General features: G+C 60.3%; 16 protein-coding genes and 4 pseudogenes. 8 read left to right on the forward strand and 12 right to left on the reverse strand.

The window, feature by feature from the left end:
• Nucleotides 1–96 precede the first annotated feature (96 nt).
• The 3 genes and pseudogenes from M2427_RS38430 to M2427_RS38440 form a co-directional block, all read right to left on the reverse strand.
• Nucleotides 97–303: pseudogene (locus tag M2427_RS38430) on the reverse strand (SulP family inorganic anion transporter); the annotation flags it as partial.
• A 397-nt stretch (nucleotides 304–700) separates the two neighbouring features.
• Nucleotides 701–1,399, reverse strand: coding sequence for an MgtC/SapB family protein (locus tag M2427_RS38435; protein ID WP_012041810.1), 699 nt, complete (start codon nucleotides 1,397–1,399; stop codon nucleotides 701–703).
• A 228-nt stretch (nucleotides 1,400–1,627) separates the two neighbouring features.
• The gene (locus tag M2427_RS38440; protein WP_012041809.1) at nucleotides 1,628–2,947 is read right to left on the reverse strand and encodes an Nramp family divalent metal transporter; all 1,320 of its coding nucleotides are present in this window, start codon (nucleotides 2,945–2,947) and stop codon (nucleotides 1,628–1,630) included.
• Nucleotides 2,948–3,104: 157 nt separating this feature from the next.
• Here M2427_RS38440 and mntR point away from each other — a divergent pair, with 157 nt between their 5' ends.
• The 3 genes from mntR (at nucleotide 3,105) to M2427_RS38455 (ending at nucleotide 8,344) form a co-directional block, all read left to right on the forward strand.
• Nucleotides 3,105–3,572 (forward strand): manganese-binding transcriptional regulator MntR, encoded by a 468-nt coding sequence (gene mntR / locus M2427_RS38445; protein WP_049795327.1) that lies wholly within the window; start codon nucleotides 3,105–3,107, stop codon nucleotides 3,570–3,572.
• An 885-nt stretch (nucleotides 3,573–4,457) separates the two neighbouring features.
• Nucleotides 4,458–6,092, forward strand: a complete 1,635-nt coding sequence (locus tag M2427_RS38450) for an NRAMP family divalent metal transporter (RefSeq protein ID WP_012041806.1) — start codon at nucleotides 4,458–4,460, stop codon at nucleotides 6,090–6,092.
• Nucleotides 6,093–6,286: 194 nt separating this feature from the next.
• Nucleotides 6,287–8,344 (forward strand): carbohydrate porin, encoded by a 2,058-nt coding sequence (locus tag M2427_RS38455; RefSeq protein WP_280712017.1) that lies wholly within the window; start codon nucleotides 6,287–6,289, stop codon nucleotides 8,342–8,344.
• A 994-nt stretch (nucleotides 8,345–9,338) separates the two neighbouring features.
• On the opposite strand, the gene M2427_RS38460 is transcribed toward M2427_RS38455, so the two are convergent.
• Entirely contained in the window at nucleotides 9,339–9,647 is a 309-nt protein-coding gene (locus M2427_RS38460; RefSeq protein WP_012041804.1) for a hypothetical protein, read from the reverse strand.
• Between the two features lie 523 nt (nucleotides 9,648–10,170).
• Nucleotides 10,171–11,766, reverse strand: a complete 1,596-nt coding sequence (locus M2427_RS38465; RefSeq protein WP_280712018.1) for an ATP-binding protein — start codon at nucleotides 11,764–11,766, stop codon at nucleotides 10,171–10,173.
• 128 nt (nucleotides 11,767–11,894) lie between these two features.
• Between M2427_RS38465 and M2427_RS38470 the strand changes: the two genes are divergently transcribed.
• Nucleotides 11,895–12,554, forward strand: a complete 660-nt coding sequence (locus M2427_RS38470; protein WP_280712019.1) for a response regulator — start codon at nucleotides 11,895–11,897, stop codon at nucleotides 12,552–12,554.
• 57 nt (nucleotides 12,555–12,611) lie between these two features.
• Here M2427_RS38470 and M2427_RS38475 read toward each other — a convergent pair whose 3' ends face one another.
• From M2427_RS38475 to M2427_RS38485, 3 genes are all read right to left on the reverse strand, one after another.
• Nucleotides 12,612–13,052, reverse strand: a complete 441-nt coding sequence (locus tag M2427_RS38475) for a hypothetical protein (protein WP_148221413.1) — start codon at nucleotides 13,050–13,052, stop codon at nucleotides 12,612–12,614.
• Nucleotides 13,053–13,629: 577 nt separating this feature from the next.
• Nucleotides 13,630–16,869 (reverse strand): CusA/CzcA family heavy metal efflux RND transporter, encoded by a 3,240-nt coding sequence (locus M2427_RS38480; protein ID WP_012041799.1) that lies wholly within the window; start codon nucleotides 16,867–16,869, stop codon nucleotides 13,630–13,632.
• A 57-nt stretch (nucleotides 16,870–16,926) separates the two neighbouring features.
• Complete coding sequence (locus M2427_RS38485; RefSeq protein ID WP_211400803.1) at nucleotides 16,927–18,162, reverse strand: efflux RND transporter periplasmic adaptor subunit; 1,236 nt, start codon at nucleotides 18,160–18,162, stop codon at nucleotides 16,927–16,929.
• Nucleotides 18,163–18,390: 228 nt separating this feature from the next.
• Here M2427_RS38485 and M2427_RS38490 point away from each other — a divergent pair, with 228 nt between their 5' ends.
• The 3 genes from M2427_RS38490 (at nucleotide 18,391) to M2427_RS38500 (ending at nucleotide 21,166) form a co-directional block, all read left to right on the forward strand.
• Nucleotides 18,391–19,971: an efflux transporter outer membrane subunit gene (locus M2427_RS38490; RefSeq protein ID WP_244424383.1), complete on the forward strand. Its 1,581-nt coding sequence runs from the start codon at nucleotides 18,391–18,393 to the stop codon at nucleotides 19,969–19,971.
• Nucleotides 19,972–20,002: 31 nt separating this feature from the next.
• Nucleotides 20,003–20,794 carry an outer membrane beta-barrel protein gene (locus tag M2427_RS38495; protein ID WP_041750427.1) on the forward strand — a complete coding sequence of 264 codons (792 nt, stop codon included), beginning with the start codon at nucleotides 20,003–20,005 and terminating at the stop codon, nucleotides 20,792–20,794.
• A 159-nt stretch (nucleotides 20,795–20,953) separates the two neighbouring features.
• Nucleotides 20,954–21,166 carry a hypothetical protein gene (locus tag M2427_RS38500; protein WP_012041795.1) on the forward strand — a complete coding sequence of 71 codons (213 nt, stop codon included), beginning with the start codon at nucleotides 20,954–20,956 and terminating at the stop codon, nucleotides 21,164–21,166.
• Between the two features lie 306 nt (nucleotides 21,167–21,472).
• Here the strand turns inward: M2427_RS38500 and M2427_RS38505 are convergent, their stop codons facing one another.
• The 4 genes and pseudogenes from M2427_RS38505 to tnpA form a co-directional block, all read right to left on the reverse strand.
• On the reverse strand, nucleotides 21,473–21,640 hold the full coding sequence (locus tag M2427_RS38505) for a hypothetical protein (protein WP_211400802.1): 168 nt from the start codon (nucleotides 21,638–21,640) through the stop codon (nucleotides 21,473–21,475).
• Between the two features lie 377 nt (nucleotides 21,641–22,017).
• Nucleotides 22,018–22,230, reverse strand: coding sequence for a hypothetical protein (locus M2427_RS38510; protein ID WP_083780619.1), 213 nt, complete (start codon nucleotides 22,228–22,230; stop codon nucleotides 22,018–22,020).
• 290 nt (nucleotides 22,231–22,520) lie between these two features.
• Nucleotides 22,521–23,515: pseudogene (locus M2427_RS38515) on the reverse strand (IS3 family transposase); the annotation flags it as partial.
• Between the two features lie 34 nt (nucleotides 23,516–23,549).
• A pseudogene (gene tnpA, locus M2427_RS38520) lies at nucleotides 23,550–23,786 on the reverse strand (IS200/IS605 family transposase); the annotation flags it as partial.
• Nucleotides 23,787–23,938: 152 nt separating this feature from the next.
• On the opposite strand from tnpA, the pseudogene M2427_RS38525 reads away from it, so the two are divergent.
• A pseudogene (locus tag M2427_RS38525) lies at nucleotides 23,939–24,028 on the forward strand (transposase); the annotation flags it as partial.
• Nucleotides 24,029–24,215 lie beyond the last annotated feature (187 nt).

Consider the following 24,215-nt stretch of genomic DNA (forward strand, 5'->3'; position numbering starts at 1 on the left):
GAAGGCCAGGGCCAAACTCGGCCGCGCCTATCCAAAAGTCCCGGCTAAACCGACGAAAAAACAAAGAGTCAAAACCTCTGTGCAGAGGTACTAGTCCAGCATGGCAAAGCCGAGCGAACCCGCCATAAATGCAAAGAAGCCGATCTGCGGCGCGAATCCCGCCGAGTCGGGAGGTCGCCATCTGCTCGGGTAGGCAATTGCGGCCAGAGTCAAGCCGGCCATCAAGTCACTGGGCAGGAGGCCAACACGATAACGCGCCAGCGATTGGAAAAGCCGCCAGGACGCCTCGGCCGCTCCATCCAGGGCCTTCAGTCAGAATCCCTCTTTGATTGCCTATTCCATAATAGGATTGCTCCATTTCCGGGCCTGTTTGGACACCCATAACCGACAGCTCTTATTCAAGTCGAAACATGTCCCGCATGCGGTCCCGCACGATTGGGCCTCTAAGCAGGCCCCCAGGATCGGCTACGGCCGCGCTGCCGCGGGCAGGACCAGAACCACCTTCATGCCGGAAGGAGCCCGCACAGTATTGCTTCCGGTTAGAACGGCGTGCATTTCTTTGACCGAGAGGTTCCTTTCATCTTGGGGAGAGGTTCGCAGCGCACCGCATCTTTGATCCGGGGCCGGAAGAGAAGTCCGTCTCTTCTTCGCCCCTGCAGCCTCCTCCTCTCCCAGATCAGAGGCCGCAATTTCAAACGGATTATTCGGCGAGCGGCTCAACGCTCCAGCCCGCGGCCGAAACTGTGGGCTCGAGGCTGAGCCGCCCAATCACCTGCTCCAGAACCGTATCGCTTGGCGCATGGGCGGTCAGGTGAGCATGCACCTCGACCCGGTCGTTGCCCTCGATGTCCGTGCTTTCGAGGTTGCGCAAGCTGAGTTGGCCCGTAGCCGCTCCCTGGAGAAGCAGGGCACGAACATGGGCTTCTTCAGGGCTCCGGCAGACGATCCTGACTCGGTAACGAAAGTCGGTTTCCGCCTGCGCGATTGGCTGACGATTGATCAGGCGTACGATCGGCCGTAGCAGCAGGTTGACCAGAATGACGAACGCTGCGGCAACGCTCGCATGCAACGGATGACCGGAGCCCGCCAACAGTCCGATCGCCGCCGAGCACCAGAGAGTGGCCGCGGTGTTCAGTCCGGTGACCTGCATACCCTCCCGAAAGATGATGCCGGCGCCGAGAAAGCCGATCCCGGAAACAACTTGCGCCGCGACACGAGTGGGGCTCCCGTCTCCCGGGATCAGGCTCGCAAAAACCACAAAACTGGCGGCTCCAATCGCCACCAAAGTATTGGTACGAAGCCCGGCCATTCGCTGCCGCCACTGGCGCTCGAAACCGATACCGGCCCCGAGGAGCATTGCAACCGCCAGATTGATAAATGTCTCCTCAATCGATGCCATTTGGGCTTCCTCTGCTCGATGCTGGACGAATACCGTTTTCTTTGCCGACCACCTACATCTTGACGCCCCAAGGGCCTAACGCAAACTGGACGTGCAGAATCCGGCCTGCGCGATATCGCGCGTAGCCAATACAAGGTCATGACGGCGCGAGCTGGGAAGCATCATTGGATTGCAGGGTAGAGATGATAAGTGCCAAACGAGCAAACATGCCTTGTTGGCACAGATCCGCTACGCGGCGAAACCGGGCATCGGCAGACCGAAGATTTGCAAGATGAAGAAGATGTTGAGCAGCAACACCAGCGCCGTCCCCAGCAGCGCCGCGAGGAAGGTCAGCCGGCTGTTGGCGAACTGACCCATGATGTCGCGCCGGCTGGTGAAGATCAGGAGCGAGATCATCGGCAGCGGCAGTGCGATCGAGAGCACGACTTGGCTGATGACAAGAGAGCTCGTTGCATTCGCTCCGACGGCGACCACGATAAATGCGGGCAGCATCGTGACCAGTCTGCGCACAACAATCGGGACGCGAAACCTGAGGAAGCCCTGCATAATCATCTGACCCGCCATCGTTCCTACGGTCGAACTCGAAATCCCGGAGGCGATGAGCGACAGCAGGAACACCGCCGCGGCGCCGATCCCGAGCAGCGGAGTCAGCGTGTGATAGGCGGTTTCGATTTCCTCGACGTCGGTATAGCCGGCATGGAATGCGCCTGAAGCCATCATGACCATCGCGATGTTGACGAGGCCGGCTACCGCCAAGGCGATGATGACCTCCTGGTTGGAGAAGCGCAGAAGCTTGCGCCGCTCGGCGTCGTTATGAACCGGCGTACGGGCCTGCGTCAGGCCGGAATGAAGGTAGACCGCGTGCGGCATGACGGTGGCACCGATGATGCCGACCGATAGCAACAACGCCCCGCCGTCGGGAATCTGCGGCAGGACCAAATGGACCGCAGCCGCCGCCCAATCGACCGGGGCGATGAACAGTTCGACCACGTAGCAAAGGGCGATGACGCTGACCATGCCGCCGATGATCAGCTCGATCGGACGGAAGCCCGATCGCTCGAACATCAGCACGCCATAGGTGACGACCGCCGTGACCGCCATTCCCGCCAGAAGCGGCACGTGAAACAGCAAAGATAGACCGATCGCGCCACCGAGAAATTCGGCGAGATCCGTCGCCATCGCGGCGATCTCGCTCGCCGCCCACATTGCCCACACGACCGGCTGCGGAAAGTGGTCCCGGCACATCTCCGCAAGATTGCGTCCGGTCACGATGCCGAGCTTGGCCGAAAGTGCCTGGAACAGCATTGCGATCAGGTTGGCGGCGAGCACGACCCACAGCAGAGCGTAACCATATTTCGCGCCGGCCTGGATATTGGTCGCGAAATTGCCGGGATCCATGTAGGCGATCGAAGCGATCACCGCGGGGCCGGCAAAGGCCAAATAGGCCCGCAAGCCGCTGTGCCTGCCCTCCAGCACCTGGCGCGCCGCAGATACGGTCCGCTCGGAAAGCGATCCCCGCGGGACGACGGTTTCTGTCACTCGGCTCATGCAGCCCTTACATGAAAATGTAGCTCAGGCTACGAGTTGGGGAACGATTTGTAGATGTCAAGACAGTCCAAGGATATAGCTTCTGCTACATTTTTGACACGACGATCAAAATGTGTTCTCACTGAAGCGGAATCCTCAGCCCGTCAGGACCCGTGCCATGGTGTCGCCGACATCAAATAAGGCGCGACAATCGAGAAAATTGCCCAGCGAGCTCATTCAGGCGCGTCGCTTCGGCAAGACCCGGTCGGCCCAATCGACGGCCTTGTTTGAAGACTATGTGGAGCTGATCGCGGAGCTGTTGGCGGGTACGGGCGAGGCACGTCCGACCGACATCGCAAGACGCCTTGGCGTATCGCACGCTACCGCAATCAAGACGATCTCTCGCCTGAAACGGGCGGGTCTGGCGACGTCGCGTCCGTATCGCGGGGTGTTCTTGACGGAAGAAGGGCGCTCCCTGGCCGAGCGCGTGCACGTTCGCCACAGGCTGGTCGTCGATCTGTTGCGCGCCGTGGGCGTTCCCACCGAATCCGCCGAGGCCGACGCCGAGGGCATCGAGCATCACGTGTCGGAAGTCACGTTGCGTGCATTCGCGCAGTTCCTGAAGGCCCGTCGCAGCAAGCGCTAGCCGCTGCTCCTGCGGCAGGCGCCCCGTCTTTCACACGGAATGATCGCGGCCTCGCTTGTCGGGTGTTTTCGCCGGGACTCCCGCGCTTCCCCATATCGTGGCAGCCGCCCTGGCTTTGAGCTTGCGCCACGGGCGACTTGTTCAACCGTTGTCCCGCGCAGGACCAGGATCGCGCGGCTGCTATTGCGAGCTATTACGAACATTTCAAATTCTTCAACCAAAACACATATTTCGGATTGACATCATCAAACTAGAGGCGCACTTGCGAAACATCACTTCGGGAGTCGCATCTCGGGTGAATCGCAACACAGAAAGAAACATGGGCAGTAGCAGCTTTGGCGTCGTGACCGCGTCTGCGCGATCGACGTCGCCGACATATCCGGTCCGCGGCCTTGAGGATCGTGTGAGAGGCTTAGCTCGAGCTTAGGCTCCTGTCTGCCGCTCGCCTCCGGCCGTTGACCCCAACGAAGATCGGAGGTGAGCGATGTTCACGGCATTCGCTCTTTTTATACTCGCCTTCAAGGTGTTTCCGAGCCGCGTCAGCCTGCCGACGGCCCGCGAAGTGCCGCTGAACGCGACAGCTCCGCAGACGGCTCGCCGCCGTCCGCCGAGCCGCCGCCGGCTCATTTGCACCTGGGTGCCGGACGCACAGACCGGACGGCTTTCCTGCGTTTGGACCCACGAGCCTTCGCTTGGTGGTGGCGCGCGCCGGTCACCATCAGCGCCTGGAGCGTCGTGGGATCCTGGAGACGACGCCCCGCGGCGCCGCCTCGTTGCGGCCTGATCACCCGAACGTCTGCGCTCCACTTGTGGAGCGTCGGTTTCGCACCCCTTCCTTTTCCATCGAGCGCCCCGAGCGTTCAAATCAATCGCAGTGAGACGATGATGAACATACACGTGCACACACCCGATGAGACCGAAACCGCGGTGCTCGACGAGGCCCATATCGGCCATATCCACGGCGCGCTCGGGACCATCTTGCACGGCGATGTCGGCCCCCGTACGACCTGGCGACATCGCCTGCAGACGCTGCTCGCGATTCTAGGGCCCGGTCTCATCGTGATGGTCGGCGACAACGACGCTGGCGCGTTCGGAACCTATACGCAGGCGGGTCAGAACTATGGTACCGCGCTGCTATGGACGCTGGTGCTACTGATTCCGGTTCTCTACGTCAACCAGGAGATGGTGCTGCGTCTCGGCGCGGTAACCGGGGTCGGGCATGCCCGCCTGATCCTGGAGCGGTTCGGACGCTTCTGGGGCGCTTTTAGCGTCATCGATCTGTTTCTGCTCAATGCGCTGACCATCGTCACCGAGTTCATCGGCATTTCGCTTGGCCTGTCTTATCTTGGCCTGCCGAAGGAGCTCGGCGTTGCGCTTTCGGCGGTGGTGATCATGGGCGCCGCGAGCACGGGTAACTTCCGCCAGTTCGAGCGGTTCGCCCTGGTGCTGGTCGCGGGCAGCCTGGTCCTCGTTCCGATCGTCATCATGGTTCACCCGCCGATGACCGAGATCGTGCATAACCTGATCGTCCCGCAGTTCCCGCAGGGGGCCAAGCTCAGCGAGGTCATGCTGCTGATCATCGCCATCGTCGGCACGACGATCGCGCCCTGGCAGCTGTTCTTCCAGCAGAGCTACGTCATCGACAAACGTATCACGCCGCGCTTCATTCGCTATCAGCGAGCCGACCTGTGGATCGGGATCGTGCTGGTTATCGTCGGCGCAGTCGCCATGATGGCGTTCACCGCCCAGGCGTTCACCGGGACGGCCGAATTCGGCCAGTTCAAGGATGCTGCCGCCGTATCCGCCGGTCTGGAGAAGTATGCCGGCCGGCTGCCGGGCGTGCTGTTTGCGATCGCGCTGATCGACGCGAGCATCATCGGCGCCGCGGCGGTCTCGCTGTCGACGGCCTACGCCATCGGCGACGTTCTCTCGCTCAGGCATTCCCTCCACCGCAAACCGAAGGACGCCAAAGGGTTTTATGCGGTCTACTGCGGCCTGATCGTGGTGGCGGCGGGCCTCGTCCTCAGCCCCGGCGCCCCGCTCGGTCTCCTCACAAACGCGGTCCAGACCCTAGCCGGCGTGCTGCTGCCGAGCGCCACGGTGTTTCTGCTGCTGCTGTGTAACGACAAGGCCGTGCTCGGCCCGTGGTGCAATGGACGCGGCATGAACCTGTTTACTGGAGCGGTCATCGCGGTGCTGGTGATGCTTTCCGTGGTTCTCACCTCCTCGGTCCTGTTCCCGGAGGCGACCGACGAGACCGTCATCCTGAGCCTTCTTGGCGGGGGCACCGTGCTCGCGCTCGTGGCAGCAGTAATGAGCGGGGCGCTCGGCCGAAAGCCGGCCGATTCGGCCAACCTGGCCGAGCGCGAACACTGGCGCATGCCGCCGCTCCATCGCCTCCCACCGGCGCGGCTCGCCGCCGGCAGCAAACTGTGGATGCTCGTCCTGCGCGGTTATCTGATCGTCGCCGCAGGGCTCGTCCTCGTGCGCATCGCCCAACTCGCCGTCTCGGCGGGTTGAGCGACGGCCAACTTCGCTGGCCCGGTTCTTTGAAGGGGGGATCGATGGACGAACACCCTAGCAGGCCTGCTGTCGCGGCAAGCGGCGCAGGCATTCCGATCTCATTCAACCAACTAAAGAAACACACGTTCGTCGGGACGCAGTGAACGAGAAGCCTTGCGCTCTCGGCATGCGTCGAGCGCTGGGGCCAACCAATGTCGTCGAAAGTCTCTAACGATATCACTGCCAATCACAAGATCAGCCGCCCCTTGGCGGTGTTTCGAGAAATCATCGCTGAAACAGTCGCTGTCGGAATTGCGCTTGGCGCTCTCTCCTGCGGAGATCGCGCTGCGGCGGCCGATGCGCCTGCGCTGCCGGCGAAAGCGCCTGTGGTGCCCCCTTATTATGATTGGAGCGGATGGTACGGTGGCGTGAACCTCGCTTACGGATGGGGAAGCGCGAAGTCCAATCCGTCTTTGCCCCCCTTCAAGTCGTCGGTCGGATCGCTCTTCGGCGGCCTGCAGCTCGGCTATAATCGTGAGTTGCCCTCCCGCGTGGTGCTCGGCGTGGAAACTGACTTGTCGTTCCCGAACTATCTCGACTTCGACGACATCATCTGGTCGGGCGTGAACGCAAATGGTCGCGTCACGGAGAAGGTCGATTATTACGGCAGCCTTCGTGGGCAGATCGGATACGCGCCAGCCCGATGGCTTATCTACGCGACCGCCGGGCTCGCCTACAGCCAAGGCCGTCTCACCGAGGATCCGTTTGATCCGGCGACCCAGAAGAAGATCGGTTTTCGCGCCGGCTGGGTGGCGGGCGCGGGCGTCGAGGCGCCCGTTGATGGCAACTGGACCGCTCGGATCGAGTATCTCTACAGCAATTTCGGCTCGTTGAACGTGATGCTGCCCTCGGGCACGAGCTACGGTTCGACCTTCGATCTGCACACGGTCAGGCTCGGCCTCAACCGCAAGCTCGGCGGTTCGGCCAAGGAACCGAGTGGCGCGGGCGACACGATCACCTCGCCCATCTACTGGGAGATGCAGGGCCAGTCGACCTACATCCAGCAAGGCTATCCGGCATTTCGCTCGCCCTATTACAGCACCAACAGCTTCACCCCGGGGGCGCAGTCGCGAGAGACCTGGAGCAACAGCCTGTTCCTCGGCGTTAAGCTGTGGGACGGCGGCGAGTTCTACTATAATCCGGAATTGATCCAGGGATATGGCCTGAACGCGACGTTCGGCGCCGCCGGCTTCCCGAACGGCGAGGCCCAGAAGTCGAACTTCTCCTATCCTCATTACATCACCTCGCGCCTGTACCTGCGGCAGACCTTCGGCCTCGGTGGTGAGCAGGAGACGGTCCAAAGTGACTACGGCCAGATGGCTGGGAAACGCGACGTCTCGCGCCTCACCTTCCAGATCGGCAAGTTCGCGGTGCATGACATGTTCGACAACAACACCTACGCTCAGGACCCGCGCACTCAATTCCTGAACTGGTCGATCTGGGCGGCCGGCGCGTTCGACTACCCCGGCGACATGGTCGGGCTGACCTACGGCGCGGCGGCGGAATTGAACCAGCAGGCATGGGCCGTGCGCGCCGGCTATTTCCTGGTTGTCGTCCATCCCAACACCAATGACTTCGACATGGAGCTCGGGAAGCGCGGTGGCTATGTCGGAGAGTTCGAAACGCGTTATGAAGTCCTGTCGAGGCCGGGCAAGCTGCGCGTCATCGGCTGGATGCATGACACGCTCTCGGGAGGATACCGCGACGCCTTGAATCTGGCGGCTGCAACGCCCGGGCTGGACCTCACTACCGCGATCGACCTGACCCAGCAGGGCCGGATCAAGTACGGCTATGTCTTTAATGTCGAGCAGGCGGTCACCGATGACATCGGCGTGTTCGGGCGCTGGAGCTGGAACAACGGCAAGAACCAGATCTCGGCGTTTACCGATATCGACTCTAGCCTGTCTGGCGGCGTATCGATCAAAGGCACCTCGTGGGGCCGTCCCGAGGACACAGTCGGCCTGGCCGGGGCGGTCAACGAGATTTCCAAGGATCACCGCGACTTCCTTGCGGCCGGTGGCATGGGAATCCTGGTCGGCGACGGCCGCCTCAACTACCGGCCGGAGCGGATTCTGGAGACCTATTACACGGTGAAGGTTGCGAAGGACGCCACCTTCACCTTCGACTATCAGTTCCTGCAGAACCCCGCCTACAATGCCGATCGCGGACCAGTCTCGGTGTTGTCCGGCCGGGTTCACGCGCAGTTCTGAGGCCGATGTCTTGGCCTTTGTTGCTCAAGCGCTCTGGCTGCACACCTGGGTGTCAGCCTTGGCAGGCAACAAAGGCCGCTTGCGATTCACAAAAATGGCAGCCCGTCATCGGGTGGCGGCATGGTAAACTTCGCCGTGTCGCCTCGCCATTTTGCTCACAGCCGGAGTGGCTCAAATGACGAGCGATCGGGCCGCTAATCCGGTCAAAGGGTAAAGGTACAAAGTGATCAGGACGATCATCGCTGAAGTGCGACGCTGGGGGGCAATTGCAGCGCTTCGCCTTGCAAGCAGAACCCTGCGCTATGCGATGATGCTCAAGCGACAGCGCGGAATTCCACACAGCAGTCTTCTGGTCGTCTTGTCTGCCACGCGATCGCTAGAGCGTTTCGGATTGTGGTTGGGCCTCGGCGATCGACAAAAGCGAAGACAACGGGACCAGCGCAGTAATCACATCATCTGACCAGGCCATTTAACAGTTTTTGTGCAAGGACCAACCTGTCGAAATCCGAGTCGATGTCCGTGACAGCAGTTTGCGACGAGCGTCATGATCTGGCGAGGGCGTGATGCCGATGGCGCCCAGGCTCGTTATCTGACGTCCCCCGGACCACGGCAGGCATGGGTTTGCGGATCGCGTACGCGCCACTTTCCGCAACCAGGAAGAAAATCGCTCGGAGAAGCGGCGGGCTCCGAACTCTGCGGCGCGGGAACTGCCACATCGGCCCTCACGACGTTCTGGAGAGCTGCCTTGGTCTGAAACGATCCAGCGGCCCAGCTGTCCGACGAGAATGCGGCCGCTAACGCCACTATCAACGTTAGCAAGCTGGCGCGGCACATTGCAGTTCTCGTAAAAGCGAAAGTCAAACAATTGTAATCGCATATCGGGTGAAAGTACAGGATCCCTCGCGGATGGCTTTGCGAGTATTTCGCAAGAAATGCCGATTGACGCTCATCCGTCTTATTTCGAGGAAACATCCTCATCTAAAATTCACACGACCTAGTATGGGAACGGGAATTCCCGGACGCGGTATCGGCGCTCGAACCCAAGCCCCACTGCCGGCCCTGCCCGGTAGTAGTTGTTGTAGTAGGCCCGATCATACTGTCGAACGAGACAAGCCTGATCATCACGATAATCAAGCATTGGCCTGCGCTCTTGATAACGCGTCCGCCAGCAGGTGCAGTATTGGTCGCACACCAGCCTGACGAGCTCGAGAGGCGGCCGCAGCCCGCGATCCAATGCCGGCTCGGCATGACCAGCGAAGGTCAGCAAGGCGGCTTGAGCGAGAGAAACAAGCAACGTGGCCATGGGCGATCCCGACGGATTTCGGCAAGATAGTTGGTCGGTAACACGGCCGTGCCCTCAAATAACCTGAGACAAATACGAGCATCTAGCGGGACCATCCCTGCTTCGAGCCAACTGCCAGCCTGAAATCAATTCCAAGCTGAACCCTAACTGTCACAAATCCCGTATCCGGGATGTCCATCGTAACAGTTTACAATGGCGCTGGCGGCACGCTGAATGGGGTCCAGATTCATGCTGCCGCCCTAGCTGTCGAAAGAGAGCCGCCCGTGAGCCGTCGAAGAAGAGCTGCTTGCTCGACTGCGTACACGAATCAAACGATCATTAGAGCTGCGGCGGAAACCGAGGTGATCGCCGGCCGGGCCCCCACCGCGGAAAAGTTCAGGTTCGTGAAGGGAGAAAAAATTCGGTTCGAACGGTTCGCGAAATCCAGTCTCCGTGTCGGCCTCCTGGTCACCAAGGCCTCTTACTTTCGCTATTTTAGAGACCAGGCTCGGGCAAAATCCAAATGACCCCGCTCACCGACTTGCTACCTATCGCCCAATGTTGCCGGCCGAAGGTTCGCTTCAGGAGAGTTCGGATGGTTATCTACACGCAACGAAGGCAGGCGAACCGTGAAGCAGGATCCTTCGTCCTCGATGCTGTCTACAACAACGCTGCCGTTATGCAGTTCGGCAACAATCTTGACCAGGTATAAACCTACACCAGTGCCCACGATCCCTGAAGCATTGCTGCCGCGGGTGTAGCGATCAAAGATGTTCGCGAGGTCCCTTTGAGGAATACCCATCCCGCGATCGCGGACAGAAACCGCAATCTTATCTCCCTCCGTCGCTGCGATGACCTCAATAGAACTGCCGTCGGGAGAATATTTGAGAGCGTTTGATATGAGATTGCCGAACATCTGAAACAGCAATTTGACGTCGCCGAACACAGGCAACGGCGAAGTGCCCAGCCTTTGCGATATGTTCGCCTGCGGAGCGACCTCACGATGGACGTTACAAACCTCTTCCAAGACTCCCCGCAGATCGGTTTCAGCGGGGTGAAAATAGAGTTCCGCCTTACCTTCAACCAGACTCGAGGAATTGAGGAGTTTGTCGATTACCGTAGTCATACGGAACACCGCTTTGCGGATCTTTCCCGCGCGCTCGACGATGTCAGCGCTCGTGGCATCTTTGCTCGTTTTGGCAAGACGCTGCGCCTGCCCGTCGATTACGGTTAGCGGCGTGCGGAATTCGTGCGAGGCCATCGATACGAAATCCTGCCGCAGCTGGCTTAACCGCTGCTCCTCCGCGAGCCTCTCTTCCAGCATGCTCGCCTGTTGTGACAACGAGCGTTGACTGAGCATTAACTCAATAGCGTTCGTGCGGAAGACACTTAGCGCGCGGGCCATTTCGCCGATTTCATCGATGCGGTCGGCACCGCGTATCTCAATGTCGGCGTCGTTTCGCGCAAGCTTTCGCATGCCGGCCGCAAGCTCGAGCAAGGGCGTCGAGATAAAGCGCTTCACATAGAAAAGCGCTCCCATGACCAACACTACTGCAATACTCATGGCGAGGATGATCAGGGCCCTTGAATGCCGGTAAGCAGTATCCGCCGCATTGCTTGCGGCAATTGCACTCTCAATATTGAGGCGCGTAATACCGTCCAGCGCGTCGCTGCTCGCGTCATAGGCCGATTGCGAGGTGGTGCGGTAGAGGTTGACGGCCTCCGAAGTACGGCCCGCTTCATGCAGCTGCAGGACGCGGCCCACCACTTCGCGGTAGACGGTCCAATTCTCCTTGAACTTGGCGTAGAGCGCGGCGGCAGACGGCGCCTGGCGGAGGCTTTCGTAGCCTGTTTGCGCCTGCGTCACCGCTTTTCCGAGGCCTTCGATCTCCTTCCTGCCAGGCCCCGACTCCTGCCTTGGAGAGAGTAGATAGCGCCCCTCGGCGGCCCGGAAGTCCGAGGTAAAGTTGTTGAGATCCCCGACGAATCGGGCGCTCGGCAGCCAGATGTCACGCACGTCCGCCGAGATCCCGTTGAACTCCCGCAGCCGCTCGATGCTGAACAAGCCCAAGGCGACGATCAGCAGAAAGAAGAACAGGAATACCAATGACAGAACAGATTTCAGCGAACGCGCGCGCATGCCGCTCTTTTCGGTTGTGACTAAGCCTCTTGAACTTCTCGGATTTTCGCTTTCAACTGCTACTGTGATTTATCACATTTGCGTCGGTTCCGGATACCTTTTAAGGGCTGGTGGAACTACAGCCTCCCGTGGGCGAGCTAGGTCAAGAGGTCAGTGCTTTTCCGCGATCCAGAGACGCAGCGATGGCGACTAATAAGAGGAAAATTCTCTGTATCGAGGATGATCGCGAGACGGCAGCCCTGATCGTCGAAGAGCTGACGGAGCGAGGATTCGACGTCACGCTGGCCTATGACGGCGGAGAGGGTTTCGCAGCGATTTTCAGAACAATGCCCGATCTGGTCCTGTGCGACATCAACATGCGCGTGATGTCCGGATTCGAGGTTCTAGAGCACCTCACGAAGATCGCGCCTCGATTCAATAACATGCCGTTCATTTTCCTCACCGCCCTTACCGATCGAAGAAACGAACTGAAGGGGCGGCAGCTTGGTGCGGACGATTACGTCACCAAGCCCATCGATTTCGACATTCTGGTGTCGATCATCAACGCACGCCTCGCCCACGTTGCGCGAACCGACGTCTGGGTCAAGGAGGTAAATCTGAACCATCGCGAGATTGAAACCCTGACATGGGTCGCGCGCGGCAAGACCTCGGCCGAAATCGCCAAGATTCTGGGACTGAGCAAACGCACGGTCGACTTTCACATCGACAACGCCCGGATCAAGCTCGGGGTCGCGACCCGGACTCAGGCCGCCATCAAGGCGGTTACTGGCAAGCTGATCGAACCTTGATCTTCCGATCGGTTGGGAGACTCCAATGGATATGCGCTCCTCCTCGAGCGCAAGCACTCAGACCTTCCGTTTGTTAGCCGTCTGAAGCGAAATCCGATCGGGGCATTGGACCAACACCAGCCGTTGCACATATTCGGCAGCGCTCTCAGGAAACCATCCAGAACCAATATTGCGAAGTTCGTCGGACGATGTGCCGGGAACGATGTCATCAAGCAATTGCGCATAAGCCTGTAACACCGATACGTCCACGTGCCGTGTCGTTTCAGCAAGCTTCCGAAGGATCTTTGCGGCGGTCAGGTTACCCGTTCTCAGTGAGGAGTCGGCCGCACAATCGAGTTCGAGTCGAAGAAGTTCTCGTATCTTTTCCCGTCCGCTTTCTGCCGTAACTGCATCCACCTTCTTCATTGTCCTGGAACGATCCAACGATAGCGCTTCTCTTGGCGACAGCGCCAGTAGTGCTCGTCCACTTCCCATCATCCGATCGAACCATCTGGCCATCGTAAGCTCTTACTGACGCTTCGTGAGGCTACTCCCGCTCAACACGCCAACAGCGGTTTTGGTCGGGCCCCCCACGGCCGCTGTTCGGTCGGCTGGCCGGACCATGCTGGTGCCGTTGACGCTTGAACCGTTGGCAGCCGCGGCATTTCTCGATGAACTGGACGCCTGATCGCCCGGAGGCGCTGCGATCGGGGCACGCGCGGCCGTCGAGGCCTTCCCCGGGAGCGTCCCGTTGTTCGAACTCGCAGTCGCGGGGCCGGCGGTTTGCAGCTTTGCGCTTGCAGTGGGCTGGATCGGGCCCACGCCTGCTCCCTGCACCTTGCCAAACCCGCTCGGTGGTGATCCCTTGCCACCCTTGCCTTTCGGCGCAAACAGCATGTTGACATCCGGCCCGCCGCCTTTGGCCGACCCACCGTTGCCTTGATCGGCTCCTGTGCCCGATGCCGGCGTTGCCTCAACCCCACCCCCGGCATCCTGGGCGATGGCTGGACCTATGACTGAAACGCTGAGCGCGATGCCAACGAGCCAGACGAAGCGGATTCCACAGGTACGGCCTGCAACCATGAGAGCCCCTCGCTTACTCGGCAGGTGCGAAGCTACTGGCATCGCCTGCCCCCGACGCCTCTCCTTCTCTGCCAAGCAACATCACTCGAAGTGCCGGCACCACCACCAGGAGCATGATCGGCCCGATCAGCATGCCACCCACGACCACGGTGGCGAGCGGCCGCTGCACCTGGGCGCCGATGCCCTCGGAGAGGGCGGCCGGAAAAAGTCCGATGCAGGCCGACATTGCCGTCATCAGCATCGGCCGCATCCGCTGCGTTGAGGCCTGGAACATCGCTTCGACAGAGTCCGCCACTCCTTGCCGCGCCTGGTTGTAGTAGGTGATCATCAGAATGCCGTCCATGACGGACACGCCGAATAGCGAGACGAACCCGATCGCCGCCGAGATGCTGAAATCGAGGCCGGTCACGTATAGCGCAATGATGCCGCCAGCAACGGCGAATGGAATGCCGGCCAGCGCCAGCAGACTGTCGCGCAGCGAATTGAAGAGCCCGTAGAGAAGAACCAGAATCATCGCCAGGCTGATGGGCACGATCACTTCGAGTCGCTTCTTGGCGAGCTGCAGCGATTCGAACTCGCCGGCCCATAACACCCGGTAGCCCGGCGGCAGCTTCACGTTCTCCGCGATCCGTTCCTGGGCTTCGGCAACGGCGCCGCCAAGATCGCGATCTCGCACGCTGAACTTGACCGGAATGTAGCGCTCGCGACTCTCGTGATAGATGTAGGATGAGCCGGTATCGAGAGTGATGTCGGCCAACTCGCTCAAAGGTATATAGGCATTTGCTGCTGCCGGAGTGTTGATACCGACCTTGATGTTGCGAACCGCCTCAAGGCTTTCCCGGTACTCCGCCGGCAGACGGACCACGACGTTGAACTGACGGTCCGCTTCGAGCAATGCGGTCGCATGCGCGCCTCCAAGCGCCGCCTGGACCAGGGTGTTGACGTCACCGGTATTGAGTCCGTACCGGGCCGCCCGCTCCCGATCGACCTTGATGTTCAGATTGGGCTGACCGCGCACCCAGAACACGTCGAGATCCTCGATGCCCCGGACCTGGGCCATTTCGTGCCGGACCTGTCGCGCAAGCTCCTCGAGGGTCACGAGGTCGGGCCCGACTATCTTGGCCGAGTTCGCGCCTTTGACTCCGGACAGCTGCTCCTCGAAATTGTCCTGAATGTACTGCGAGAAGTTGAAAACGACCCCCGGAGCCTCGTCGGCGAATTCCTGCTGCAATTGCTTCGTCAGCTTGTCCTTGGTCAGACCGGCGGGCCACTGGTCAAACGGCTTGAGCGGCGCAAAGAGTTCCAGATTATTGAATCCTGCCGCATCGCTGCCATCGTCGGGGCGTCCGTGCTGCGTGACCACCGTGGTGATCTCGGGATGACGTAGCAGAATTTCGCGTGCCTTGTGAGCCACCGGTTCGCCGGACATCAGGCCGATGGTCGGCGGCATGGTCGCGCGAATCCAGAGATTGCCCTCTTCCAGGTGCGGCAGGAATTCGCTACCGAGGCGCATCATCAGCAATCCGGTCACACCCAGCATTGCCAATCCCAGGGACGCCACCAGCTTGCGATGGCCGAGCGCCCAGCGCAGCGCTGGAGCGTACACCGCCCGCAAGGCACGCACGACGATGGTTTCTGTCTCGGTGACGTGTTCGGGCAGCAGGAAAGAGCCCAGCACCGGCGAAATCGTAAAGGTCGAGATCAGCGCTCCGACCAGCGCATAGCCGTAGGTTCTGGCCATCGGATTGAAGATCTGGCCCTCCACGCCCTGCATAGTGAACAGCGGAACGAAAGCGGCGACCGTAATCGCAGCGGAAAAGAACACCGCCTTGTCAACCTGCAATGCACTGGCCAGAATCAGCCGTAACCGATCGGTCCAGAGATTGGGAGAGCCAGGTTTGGGCCGGGTTGGATCCGGACCCCACTGACCTTCGGAGAGGTAGCCCAGAGTTTCCTGCTTGTGCTTGTCGCTTGCCTGGAAGTTCCGGAAGATGTTTTCGACGAGGATCACGGCGGAGTCCACGATGATCCCGAAGTCGACGGCGCCGACCGACAGCAGATTCGCGTCCTGCCCCAGCAGCACGAGGACAATGACACTGAAAAACAACGCGAATGGAATATTGACGCCGACGATAATTGCGCTGCGCAGATCACCGAGGAACAGCCACTGAATCAAGAAGACCAGTGCGCAGCCAAAGATCAGGTTGTGCAGCACCGTGCGGGTGGTGACCGAGATCAGCGTGCCGCGGTCATAGAATGGCACCAACTTGACCCCGGGAGGCAGGGTGCCGTCGCTGTTCATCTTGGCAATCTCCGCCTCGACGCGCGGCAACACCTCGTTCGTATGATAGGTTCTGCCCATGACCACGATGGCCATCACCACGTCGTCATTGCTGTCCCGGCCGGCAATACCGAGCCGCGGCACGAAGCCGACCGAGACCTTGGCGACGTCCTTCACCTGCACGGGGACGCCGTTCATCTGGGTCAACACGACGTTCTCAATATCGCTGACCTTGTAACCCTGGGTCAGGTCCTTCTCGCCGCCGCTGTCAAACAAACCAACGCCCCGAATATTGACCGATTGCTGTCCGACCGCGATCTCGCGTCCACCGACATTGATATTGGAATTGCTGAGCGCAGTCGTGACTTGCTGGAGCGTGAGGTTGTAGGCGTCAAGCTTGTGCAGATCGACTTCGACGTCGTACTGCTTGGTCGTGCCGCCCCACGAGTTCACCTGAACGACTCCGGGAACCGTCAGAAGGCGGCGCTGTACGATCCAATCCTGCACGGTACGCAGGTTGGTCAATCCGAAATGCGGAGGTCCGGCCAGTTGATAACGAAGGATCTCGCCCGCCTGGCTGGACTGCTGAATATTGGGCTGCGTGTTGTTGGGAAGGTTGACACGCTGCTGAAGGCTGAGCGCCGCCTGGGTGTAGGCGAAATAGAATTCGACCCCGTATTTGAACGTGACTCGCACGAACGAGAGGCCATAGAACGAGGTCGAGCGAATGACATCGACGCCCGGTGTGACGGCAAGACCCACCTCCATCGGAATCGTGTAGTAGCGCTCCATTTCCTCGGCCGACAGACCCGGCGCCTGCGCGGTGATTTCAAGGATGACCGGCGCGGGATTGGGATAAGCCTCGATGTTCAGGTTGCGGAACGCGATCAGCCCACCGCAGATGAACACCAGCACCCCCAACAAGATAATGGCGCGCCGGGTCAAGCCAAATGCGAGGATTCCCTTCAGCACTTTTTATGCCTCTCTGATCGAGTTGCTGTTGGACGGATGGATGCGATCCACAACTTTTCAGCCGCCTGCCTGGCCGATAGCCAGCATGTTGCTCAGAAACAGCGCGCCTTCGGTGGCAACGAGTTCATCCGGCTGCAGCCCTTCCATGATCTGCCGCAGCCCGTCCTTCTGGTCGCCGATCTTGACGACGCGTTGAGTGAAACGCTTCCTGTCGATCGTGACCCATACCGTCATGGTGCCATCGCCCTGGCGCACCACCCCGTCGAGCGGCACGGCAGGTGATCTGACGGGAGCGCCGATCACGATCGAGAAGCGCGCGAACATGCCGGAGCGCAATTCGTGATCAGGGTCCTCGATCTCGGAGCGGACCAGCATCCGGTGCGTGTTGGGATCGACGTTCGAACTGATCGTTGAAATGTGCCCCTCGAAGATCTTGCCGGGATACGACATCACAGAGACCTTGACGTGCTGGCCGACGTGGATGGCCGAAACGTCGCTTTCAGCGACGTTGGCGATCATCCACATGGTCGAGGTGTCCGCAACCGAGAACGGCGCCGGCGCGCTGCCAGGTTGGACGAACAACCCGGGAGCGGCGTTGCGCGCGGTGATGCGACCGTTGATCGGGCTTTTCACCACGAGCGTTGAATCGGCCCGGCGCTCCTTGATGATTGCGTCAATTTCGGCGTCAGTCTTGCCGAAAATACGGACAGCATCACGCGCAGCTTTGTGCGCGCCTTCAGCGGTCTGCTGATCCGAGATTGCCTGCTCAACATCCTTCTGGGCGACCGCCCGGCTTTCATAGAGCGTCTTGAGCCTGTTCAATGCCCGCGTCGTCAGCTGCAGCACGCCGGAAGTTGCGATCAGGCTTGACGCGGCTGAAAGCAAATCCGGACTATCGATTGTGAAGAGGACTTGCCCCTTTTTGACCTCGTCGCCGACCTTGGCGAACGTCTCCAGGATGCGCCCCTGGTACGGCGTGAAGACCTGAAGGGTCATTTCTTCGTTGAAATCGATGCTGCCGACCGCCGCCTTCTCGAGCGGGAACTCCTGGTCCTTGACCGCCTCGACCTTGACGGTCAGCATTTGCTTCTCATTAAGTTCGATGCTCGGCATGCCGCCGACGACGCCCATTTTGGCTTCAGGAGAATCCGTCTTAGCGTTTGCGCTCGGGCTCACGATCTGGGCGCTCGACTGCAACCAGCCGTTGACGTAGCTGACTGAGGCTGCTCCAGCCAGGAAGCACAGCGCGCCACCCGCAACAACGACGATCACTCTGGATTGGACCACTGCCATCAATGCACCCATGCGAGAGCCCGGGCGACACCAGCACGCAGGCTTTGAAATCCCCGTAATTATGCCTCTGACGGACTTGGCATTTCACTGTGACAAACCCCGAGGAATTGCCGTGACAAATCACAGTTCCCGGCGAGGCCAAGTGCTCTAGCGTTCAGAGATCGTTTACCTCAGGCGATGGGACCGGGACCAAAAGCCCTTCGCTGTTCGGAAATGATCGGGGTTGGAATGCTTAGGTATCGTTCGGTGTTCGCGGCATCCTGCGCGGCGCTGCTACTGTCGAGCTGCGCGGTTGGACCGAAGTTCTCGTCGCCGCCGACGCCGGATGTCGCGCGCTATACACCCGAGCTGCTGTCCTCGCCCCACTCCAGCCCGGAGTCGCCAGGGATCGCCGGCCAGCGATTCATCGAAGGGGGCGATATTCCGACCCGTTGGTGGGCGGCGTTTCGCTCGCAGCCGCTCAACGACCTGATTAGGCTTGCTGTCGACCACAGTCCGACGCTGCAGGCCTCGGAAGCGGCGATCCGGGTAGCGAACTACAACGCACTTGCCCAGCGCGGCTTGTTCTTCCCGCAGATCAGCGGCAGTTCTGGCCCCTCACAAACCCTCCTGACGAACGCCGGAACCGTTTTCGGAGTCCCTCTCGATTCGGTGCCGCAGACTCGATACTCGCTGGTGACCCATCAGGTGACCGTTAGCTTCCTGCCGGATGTCTGGGGCGCTAACATCCGGGCCGTGGAAAACCTGGATGCGCTGACCGAGCAGGCCCACTTCCAGCTCGAGGCCGCCCACCTGGCGCTTACCGCCAACGTCGTCACTGCAGCCATTCAGGAGGCTTCGCTGCGCGGCCAGATCGAGGGAATCGAGCAGGTCATAAAGGTTGTGCGCGAGATACTCGAGCTCCTGAAGAAGCAATTCAATGCCGGCCAGGCTGCGCAGACCGACGTGCTGACACAGGAGGCGGCGCTCGCTCAGGTGGAGCAGACCCTGCTGCCCCTAAGGAAGCAACTCGCGGTACAACGAGACCTGTTGACGGCACTTGCCGGCCAGTTTTCCGCCGACGAGGTTCTCCAGAAGTTCGATCTGAAACACATCGCATTGCCGAGAAACCTGCCGGTGAGCTTGCCGAGCACGCTTGTGCGCCAGCGGCCAGACGTCAGGGCCGCGGAAGCGGCAATGCATGCGGCAAGCGCACAGGTCGGGGTTGCGATCGCCGCCCGTCTGCCTAGCTTCCCGTTGTCCGCGAATGGCGGATCGACCGGCTACAACTTCGCCCAGAGCTTTACCCCAGGCACAGGATTTTACGTGTTGGCTGCGAGTGTCACCGGCCCGATCTTCGATGGGTTTACGCTGTACCACAAGCAGAAGTCGGCCGAGGCCGCGCTTGACCAGGCCGATGCGCTGTATCGCCAGACCGTCATCACGGCGTTCCAGAACGTCGCAGACGCTCTGCGCAGCCTCCAGCAGGACACACCGGCGGTGCAGGCCGCTATCAAGTCGGAAATGGCCACAAAGAAAAGCCTCGATCTGATCAGAAAGCAGCTTGTCCTAGGTCTGGTCAATCAGGCAACGGTATTAACGGCCCAGCAAGCGTATCTCTCCGCCGTGATTGCGCGAGTTCAGGCGGAAGCCACACGACTTTCGGATGTCGCAGCCTTGTTTATGGCGCTGGGCGGCGGCTGGCCAACCAACTGCCCCACCACCGACTGGCGCGCCTGCGTGTTTGACGCGGTCCAGCTGCCCAAGGCTGAAATGCCGAAAGCCGAAATACCCAACCCCGAAATGCCCAAAGACACCACCAAGTCATGAGCCATCCCGGATTGAGTTCGGAGAAACCGCAATGACCAAACGAGTATTGATCGGCGCAGCAGGGCTCCTGGCGGCCGGCCTTGTCGCGAGTCCTTCGTTCGGCGCCGACCAGACGGAACGGGTGTACTACAATTACAGCCGGCCGAAGCCGGTGTTCGAGCCCAATTACGACTGGAGCGGCTTCTATGTCGGAGTCAACGTCGGCGGCGGTAAAGCCCACGCCTGCTGGGATGATGCCTTCAGCTTCGGTGTCTTGAACAGCCCAGCTATTTCCGAGGGATGTCACAGCACGTCGGGCGCAATTGCCGGCGGCCAAGCCGGATATCGCTGGCAGAGTGCGTTCGCGGTGCTGGGTGTCGAGGCGCAGGGCGACTGGGCCAATCTGCGGGGATCGAATATCAGCCAACTCGACCCTACGCTGACGAACCGAACCATTACCGATGCCATCGGCTTATTCACTGGGCAGGCCGGCGCGGCATGGCAGAACGTACTTTGGTACATCAAAGGGGGCGCAGCCATCACGAACGACAAGTATGATGGCCTGATAACCGGAACGAGCGTCCTGAACGACAGGGCCTCTGGAACACGCTGGGGCGGAACGATCGGAACGGGTATTGAAATCGGCTTTGCGCCGAATTGGTCGGTTGGTATCGAGTACGATCACCTCTTCATACCCAGCCGGAGCATTTCGTTCACCTCGCTCAACGCGGCTGTTGCGCCGATCGGAATGCAGACCCGCGTCGATAACGTTCGAGAGGGAGTCGATATGGCCACGGTGCGCGTGAACTATCGATTTGGCGGGCCTATCGTCGCAAAATACTGATCGGACCAGCCTGCAGCTTCGCGTCTTCGATGCCGAGCGAAAAATCAACGCTCGGCGAGCCATGTTCGACTGCACCCGAGGATTTGACGTGACCCAGCCGCGACGTACGAAGGCTGCAATATGGCTTGCACGCTCCGTGGCGCTGCTTTGAGGAGCGCGATGGGCAAGCGTGCCGCCTCCTGGACCGCGTTCATTTCGGCGTTCGCCGCAAGCGCCCTTGCGCTGCGCGTCGCCCTGAACTTGGGGCTCTTTGCAGCAAACGGTGAATCGGTCGGCTGCGATCTGACTCTGCAATCGCGGTGGGCTGCGGTCGCGGCACTTGCCGCTCTCGTATCGGCGATCGCGCAGATAATACGAAGGGCTTCGAGGTAAAAGGCAGGCGGATTCGCCAGAGCGGGGACCTTGCGTCCTTCGTTCTGCTCAAGTTGTGCGCCGATCCCTCCCTATTCGCGGCAGCAGCAAAATGGCAGCCATTGGCTTTCTGCCGCCCGGACCGATATATGCGCCGCGCCGAAAATCAGAATACTATTTCAATAACATACGAGTTCGCAGTTCTGTTCTGAATGGCGCGACGTTTCGCAAGACGCGGGGTCGCCGCTCTGGGCTGGGTGGGTGCGGCCGGGGCAGCTTGGCGAATCCGAGGTGCCCTCAGCGCGGGGGTGAGCGACCTCCTATGTGTCAACACTGCTCTATGGGAACCGCCAAACGCGCGATCAGCGTGACGATCTCATCAAGGTTCTTATTGTCCGCGTCCTCAATGAGCAGGGCAAGCCTCCGAACGCACTCGTCATCACTGAAGACTCGAACACCTTGCGGCGCGGTTGCTGATGTTTGGGTGTACGGCATAAAAGAATTCCCCCAGATTGATTCGCGGGGACCATCATAAGCAAGCCGACGTAACCCAATGTAATGTAAAAGGCCGGTCCGTAAAACTACGAAGGCGTTCGTCTAGAAGAGAGCTCGGATCGTCGCGCTGCTGCCGGACGGCTGCTCGCTTCGAACGCTCCTCGACGCCGGACAATGCACGACCGGCCTGAGTGGCGACCACGACGGAGATGCTACGGACGGGCCGCCGCCGTTTGCCAGTGATGTTCGCGAACATCGCGCAGCGGAGCCACGCAAAAAGGCAGCGAAGACAGGATCATCCGATGATCGGTATTGCTGAGTAAAACAAGAGGCCGCCAACTGAAGCGGCCTCAAATTCACCGTTGAACGGGGAGAAACTACTTTTTGCCGTGTTCCTCCATGTGAAGCTTGGCAGCTTCGTCAGAGTGATGCCTGGCGTGAAGCGCGTGCCCCCTTGCGGTATGTGCATGATGCGCCGCTTTTTCGTGCGCTCCACTTTCATGATGCTTAGCGGCTTCGCCGTGGTGGCGGGCGGCATGCGTATGGTGTTCTGCCGACTGTTTGTGGTGCTCAGCTGCTTTCTTGGACATGGTGTGTTTCCTCCGTTTGTCGCCCCCGCCGGCACAGACTACTCCCACGGAAAGTTGGGAATGCTCACATCTGCGAAATTGTGCTTCTTGCCACAAAACCTTCATGATGACGCTGATCACAATGCTCGTAGGAAAACGAGCAACCCCGCCCTGGGAGTCTCAAACAGGAGGCCCACTTGGAAGGCGGTGCCCGGCCTGGGAGATTGGAGGTTAAGGCGCCATGCAGTAGGGTATAATCTGAAGTGGACCCCAGGAGCAGGACCACTGATGCCGCTTTCTTAGTTGAATTTGAGATACACGTCCTCGTGCTTGAGGCTGCGCCACAGCCGCTCGATGAACACGTTGTCCATCCAGCGGCCGCGGCCGTCCATCGAGATTTGGATGCCGGCGGCTTCCAGCACGCTGGTGAAGGCCGCGCTGGTGAACTGGCTGCCCTGATCGGTGTTGAAGATTTGCGGCTTGCCGAACCGCGACAGCGCCTCCTCCAGGGCGTCGACGCAGAACGACACGTCCATCGTATTGGACAGGCGCCAGCTCAGCACGGCGCGGCTGGCCCAGTCGATCACGGCCACCAGGTAGAGGAAGCCGCGCCCCATCGGAATGTAGGTGATGTCGGTGGCCCAGACCTGGTTCGGCCGGTCGATGGTCATGGCGCGCAGCAGATAGGGATAAATCCGATGACCCGGCGCGGGCTTGCTGGTGCGCGGCTTCGGCCCCAACGCCTCGATCCCCATCTTGCGCATCAGCCGCTGCACCCGCTTGCGGTTGATCCTGACGCCATCCTCGCTGATCAGCCAAGCCATCCGCCGCGAGCCCAGGAACGGCCGGGCGGTGAACAACTCATCGATCCGGCGCATCAGCGCCAGATCATCATCGTTGGCCGGCAGCGGCGTCCGATAAACGCTCGAGCGCGACAGCCCGAGCAGCCGGCACTGGCGGCGGATCGACAGCACGCCATGGGCGCGGTCGAGCTTCGCCCTGCGGTCCGGGATGCTCATCTTCCGGACCTCTTCGCTAAAAAATCCCGCTCCACGATCAACTGGCCGATCTTGGCATGCAGCTTCTCGATCTCACGGTCGCGACCAGCTTCCGCGACCTCTCCAGCACCGGCGTCAAAAGCCCTGGCCGCCTGGTCCAACAGCTGCTTCTTCCAAGCGTAAATCTGGTTGGGGTGCACCTCGTAGCGCTGCGCCAGATCTGCCACGCTCACCTGTTCACGCAGCGCTTCCAGGGCGATCTTCGCCTTCAGCGCCGCGTCGATCTTCCGTCTCGTCTTCTTCGTCATCGTCCGCTCCGTTTACCAAACGGAACGGCTAGATTCCAACTATGCTTCTGGTCCCAAATCTGGGGTCCACTTCAAGCATCATATGAACATGATCGGGCATCAAATGCCCCTCCTCGACCCTGCACTCCTTCTGCAACGCCAACCTGCGGAAAACATCCCCGAGATGCCGCCTCAGCTCGCCGTACAGCACCTTCCTGCGGTACTTGGGAATGAAAACAACATGGTATTTGCACTCCCATTTGCTGTGACTTAGGCTCTCTAAATCGTCCATCGCGAAATTCCCTTTCGTGTGCGTGGAGGCTCACGAGTCGAGAGTTTCGACGATGGGCAACTGAAGGAAATGTCAAACTTCTGCTGCCTCCCCGGCAGAGCCGGGGGACCTCCCTTGTTGGGTTAGGTGTTTCATTGAGCCGGAGGTGGGCGATGAAGAGACGGAAGTTCAGTCGCGAGTTCAAGGTCGAAGCGGTCAAGTTGGTCGGGGAGCGCGGGGTGTCGGTGGCGCAAGCCAGGCGCCACCGTCGGCATAAGCACGCGCGTGCCTTCTGACCGTGCGCCGTCTTGAAATTAACTTGCCACTATACGCTCGAGGGTCGCAATCGCATCCGCAACTCCGTCTTCCGCGCGGATCGCTTCACCCAAGGTCCGTGCGCGGCTGCGCGCCGGAGCAGATCCTGCGAAGTCGAGAGCGCTTGCAAGCACC

The sequence above is a fragment of the Bradyrhizobium sp. BR13661 genome (assembly GCF_029892425.1).
Lineage (GTDB): Bacteria > Pseudomonadota > Alphaproteobacteria > Rhizobiales > Xanthobacteraceae > Bradyrhizobium.

Coding starts and splice junctions, on each gene's coding strand:
- M2427_RS38435 (WP_012041810.1), bottom strand. CDS start 1,399: ATGGCATCGATTGAGGAGACATTTATCAATCTGGCGGTTGCAATGCTC.
- M2427_RS38440 (WP_012041809.1), bottom strand. CDS start 2,947: ATGAGCCGAGTGACAGAAACCGTCGTCCCGCGGGGATCGCTTTCCGAG.
- mntR (WP_049795327.1), top strand. CDS start 3,105: ATGGTGTCGCCGACATCAAATAAGGCGCGACAATCGAGAAAATTGCCC.
- M2427_RS38450 (WP_012041806.1), top strand. CDS start 4,458: ATGAACATACACGTGCACACACCCGATGAGACCGAAACCGCGGTGCTC.
- M2427_RS38455 (WP_280712017.1), top strand. CDS start 6,287: ATGTCGTCGAAAGTCTCTAACGATATCACTGCCAATCACAAGATCAGC.
- M2427_RS38460 (WP_012041804.1), bottom strand. CDS start 9,647: ATGGCCACGTTGCTTGTTTCTCTCGCTCAAGCCGCCTTGCTGACCTTC.
- M2427_RS38465 (WP_280712018.1), bottom strand. CDS start 11,766: ATGCGCGCGCGTTCGCTGAAATCTGTTCTGTCATTGGTATTCCTGTTC.
- M2427_RS38475 (WP_148221413.1), bottom strand. CDS start 13,052: ATGGCCAGATGGTTCGATCGGATGATGGGAAGTGGACGAGCACTACTG.
- M2427_RS38485 (WP_211400803.1), bottom strand. CDS start 18,162: ATGGCAGTGGTCCAATCCAGAGTGATCGTCGTTGTTGCGGGTGGCGCG.
- M2427_RS38490 (WP_244424383.1), top strand. CDS start 18,391: ATGCTTAGGTATCGTTCGGTGTTCGCGGCATCCTGCGCGGCGCTGCTA.
- M2427_RS38495 (WP_041750427.1), top strand. CDS start 20,003: ATGACCAAACGAGTATTGATCGGCGCAGCAGGGCTCCTGGCGGCCGGC.
- M2427_RS38500 (WP_012041795.1), top strand. CDS start 20,954: ATGGGCAAGCGTGCCGCCTCCTGGACCGCGTTCATTTCGGCGTTCGCC.
- M2427_RS38505 (WP_211400802.1), bottom strand. CDS start 21,640: ATGCCGTACACCCAAACATCAGCAACCGCGCCGCAAGGTGTTCGAGTC.
- M2427_RS38510 (WP_083780619.1), bottom strand. CDS start 22,230: ATGTCCAAGAAAGCAGCTGAGCACCACAAACAGTCGGCAGAACACCAT.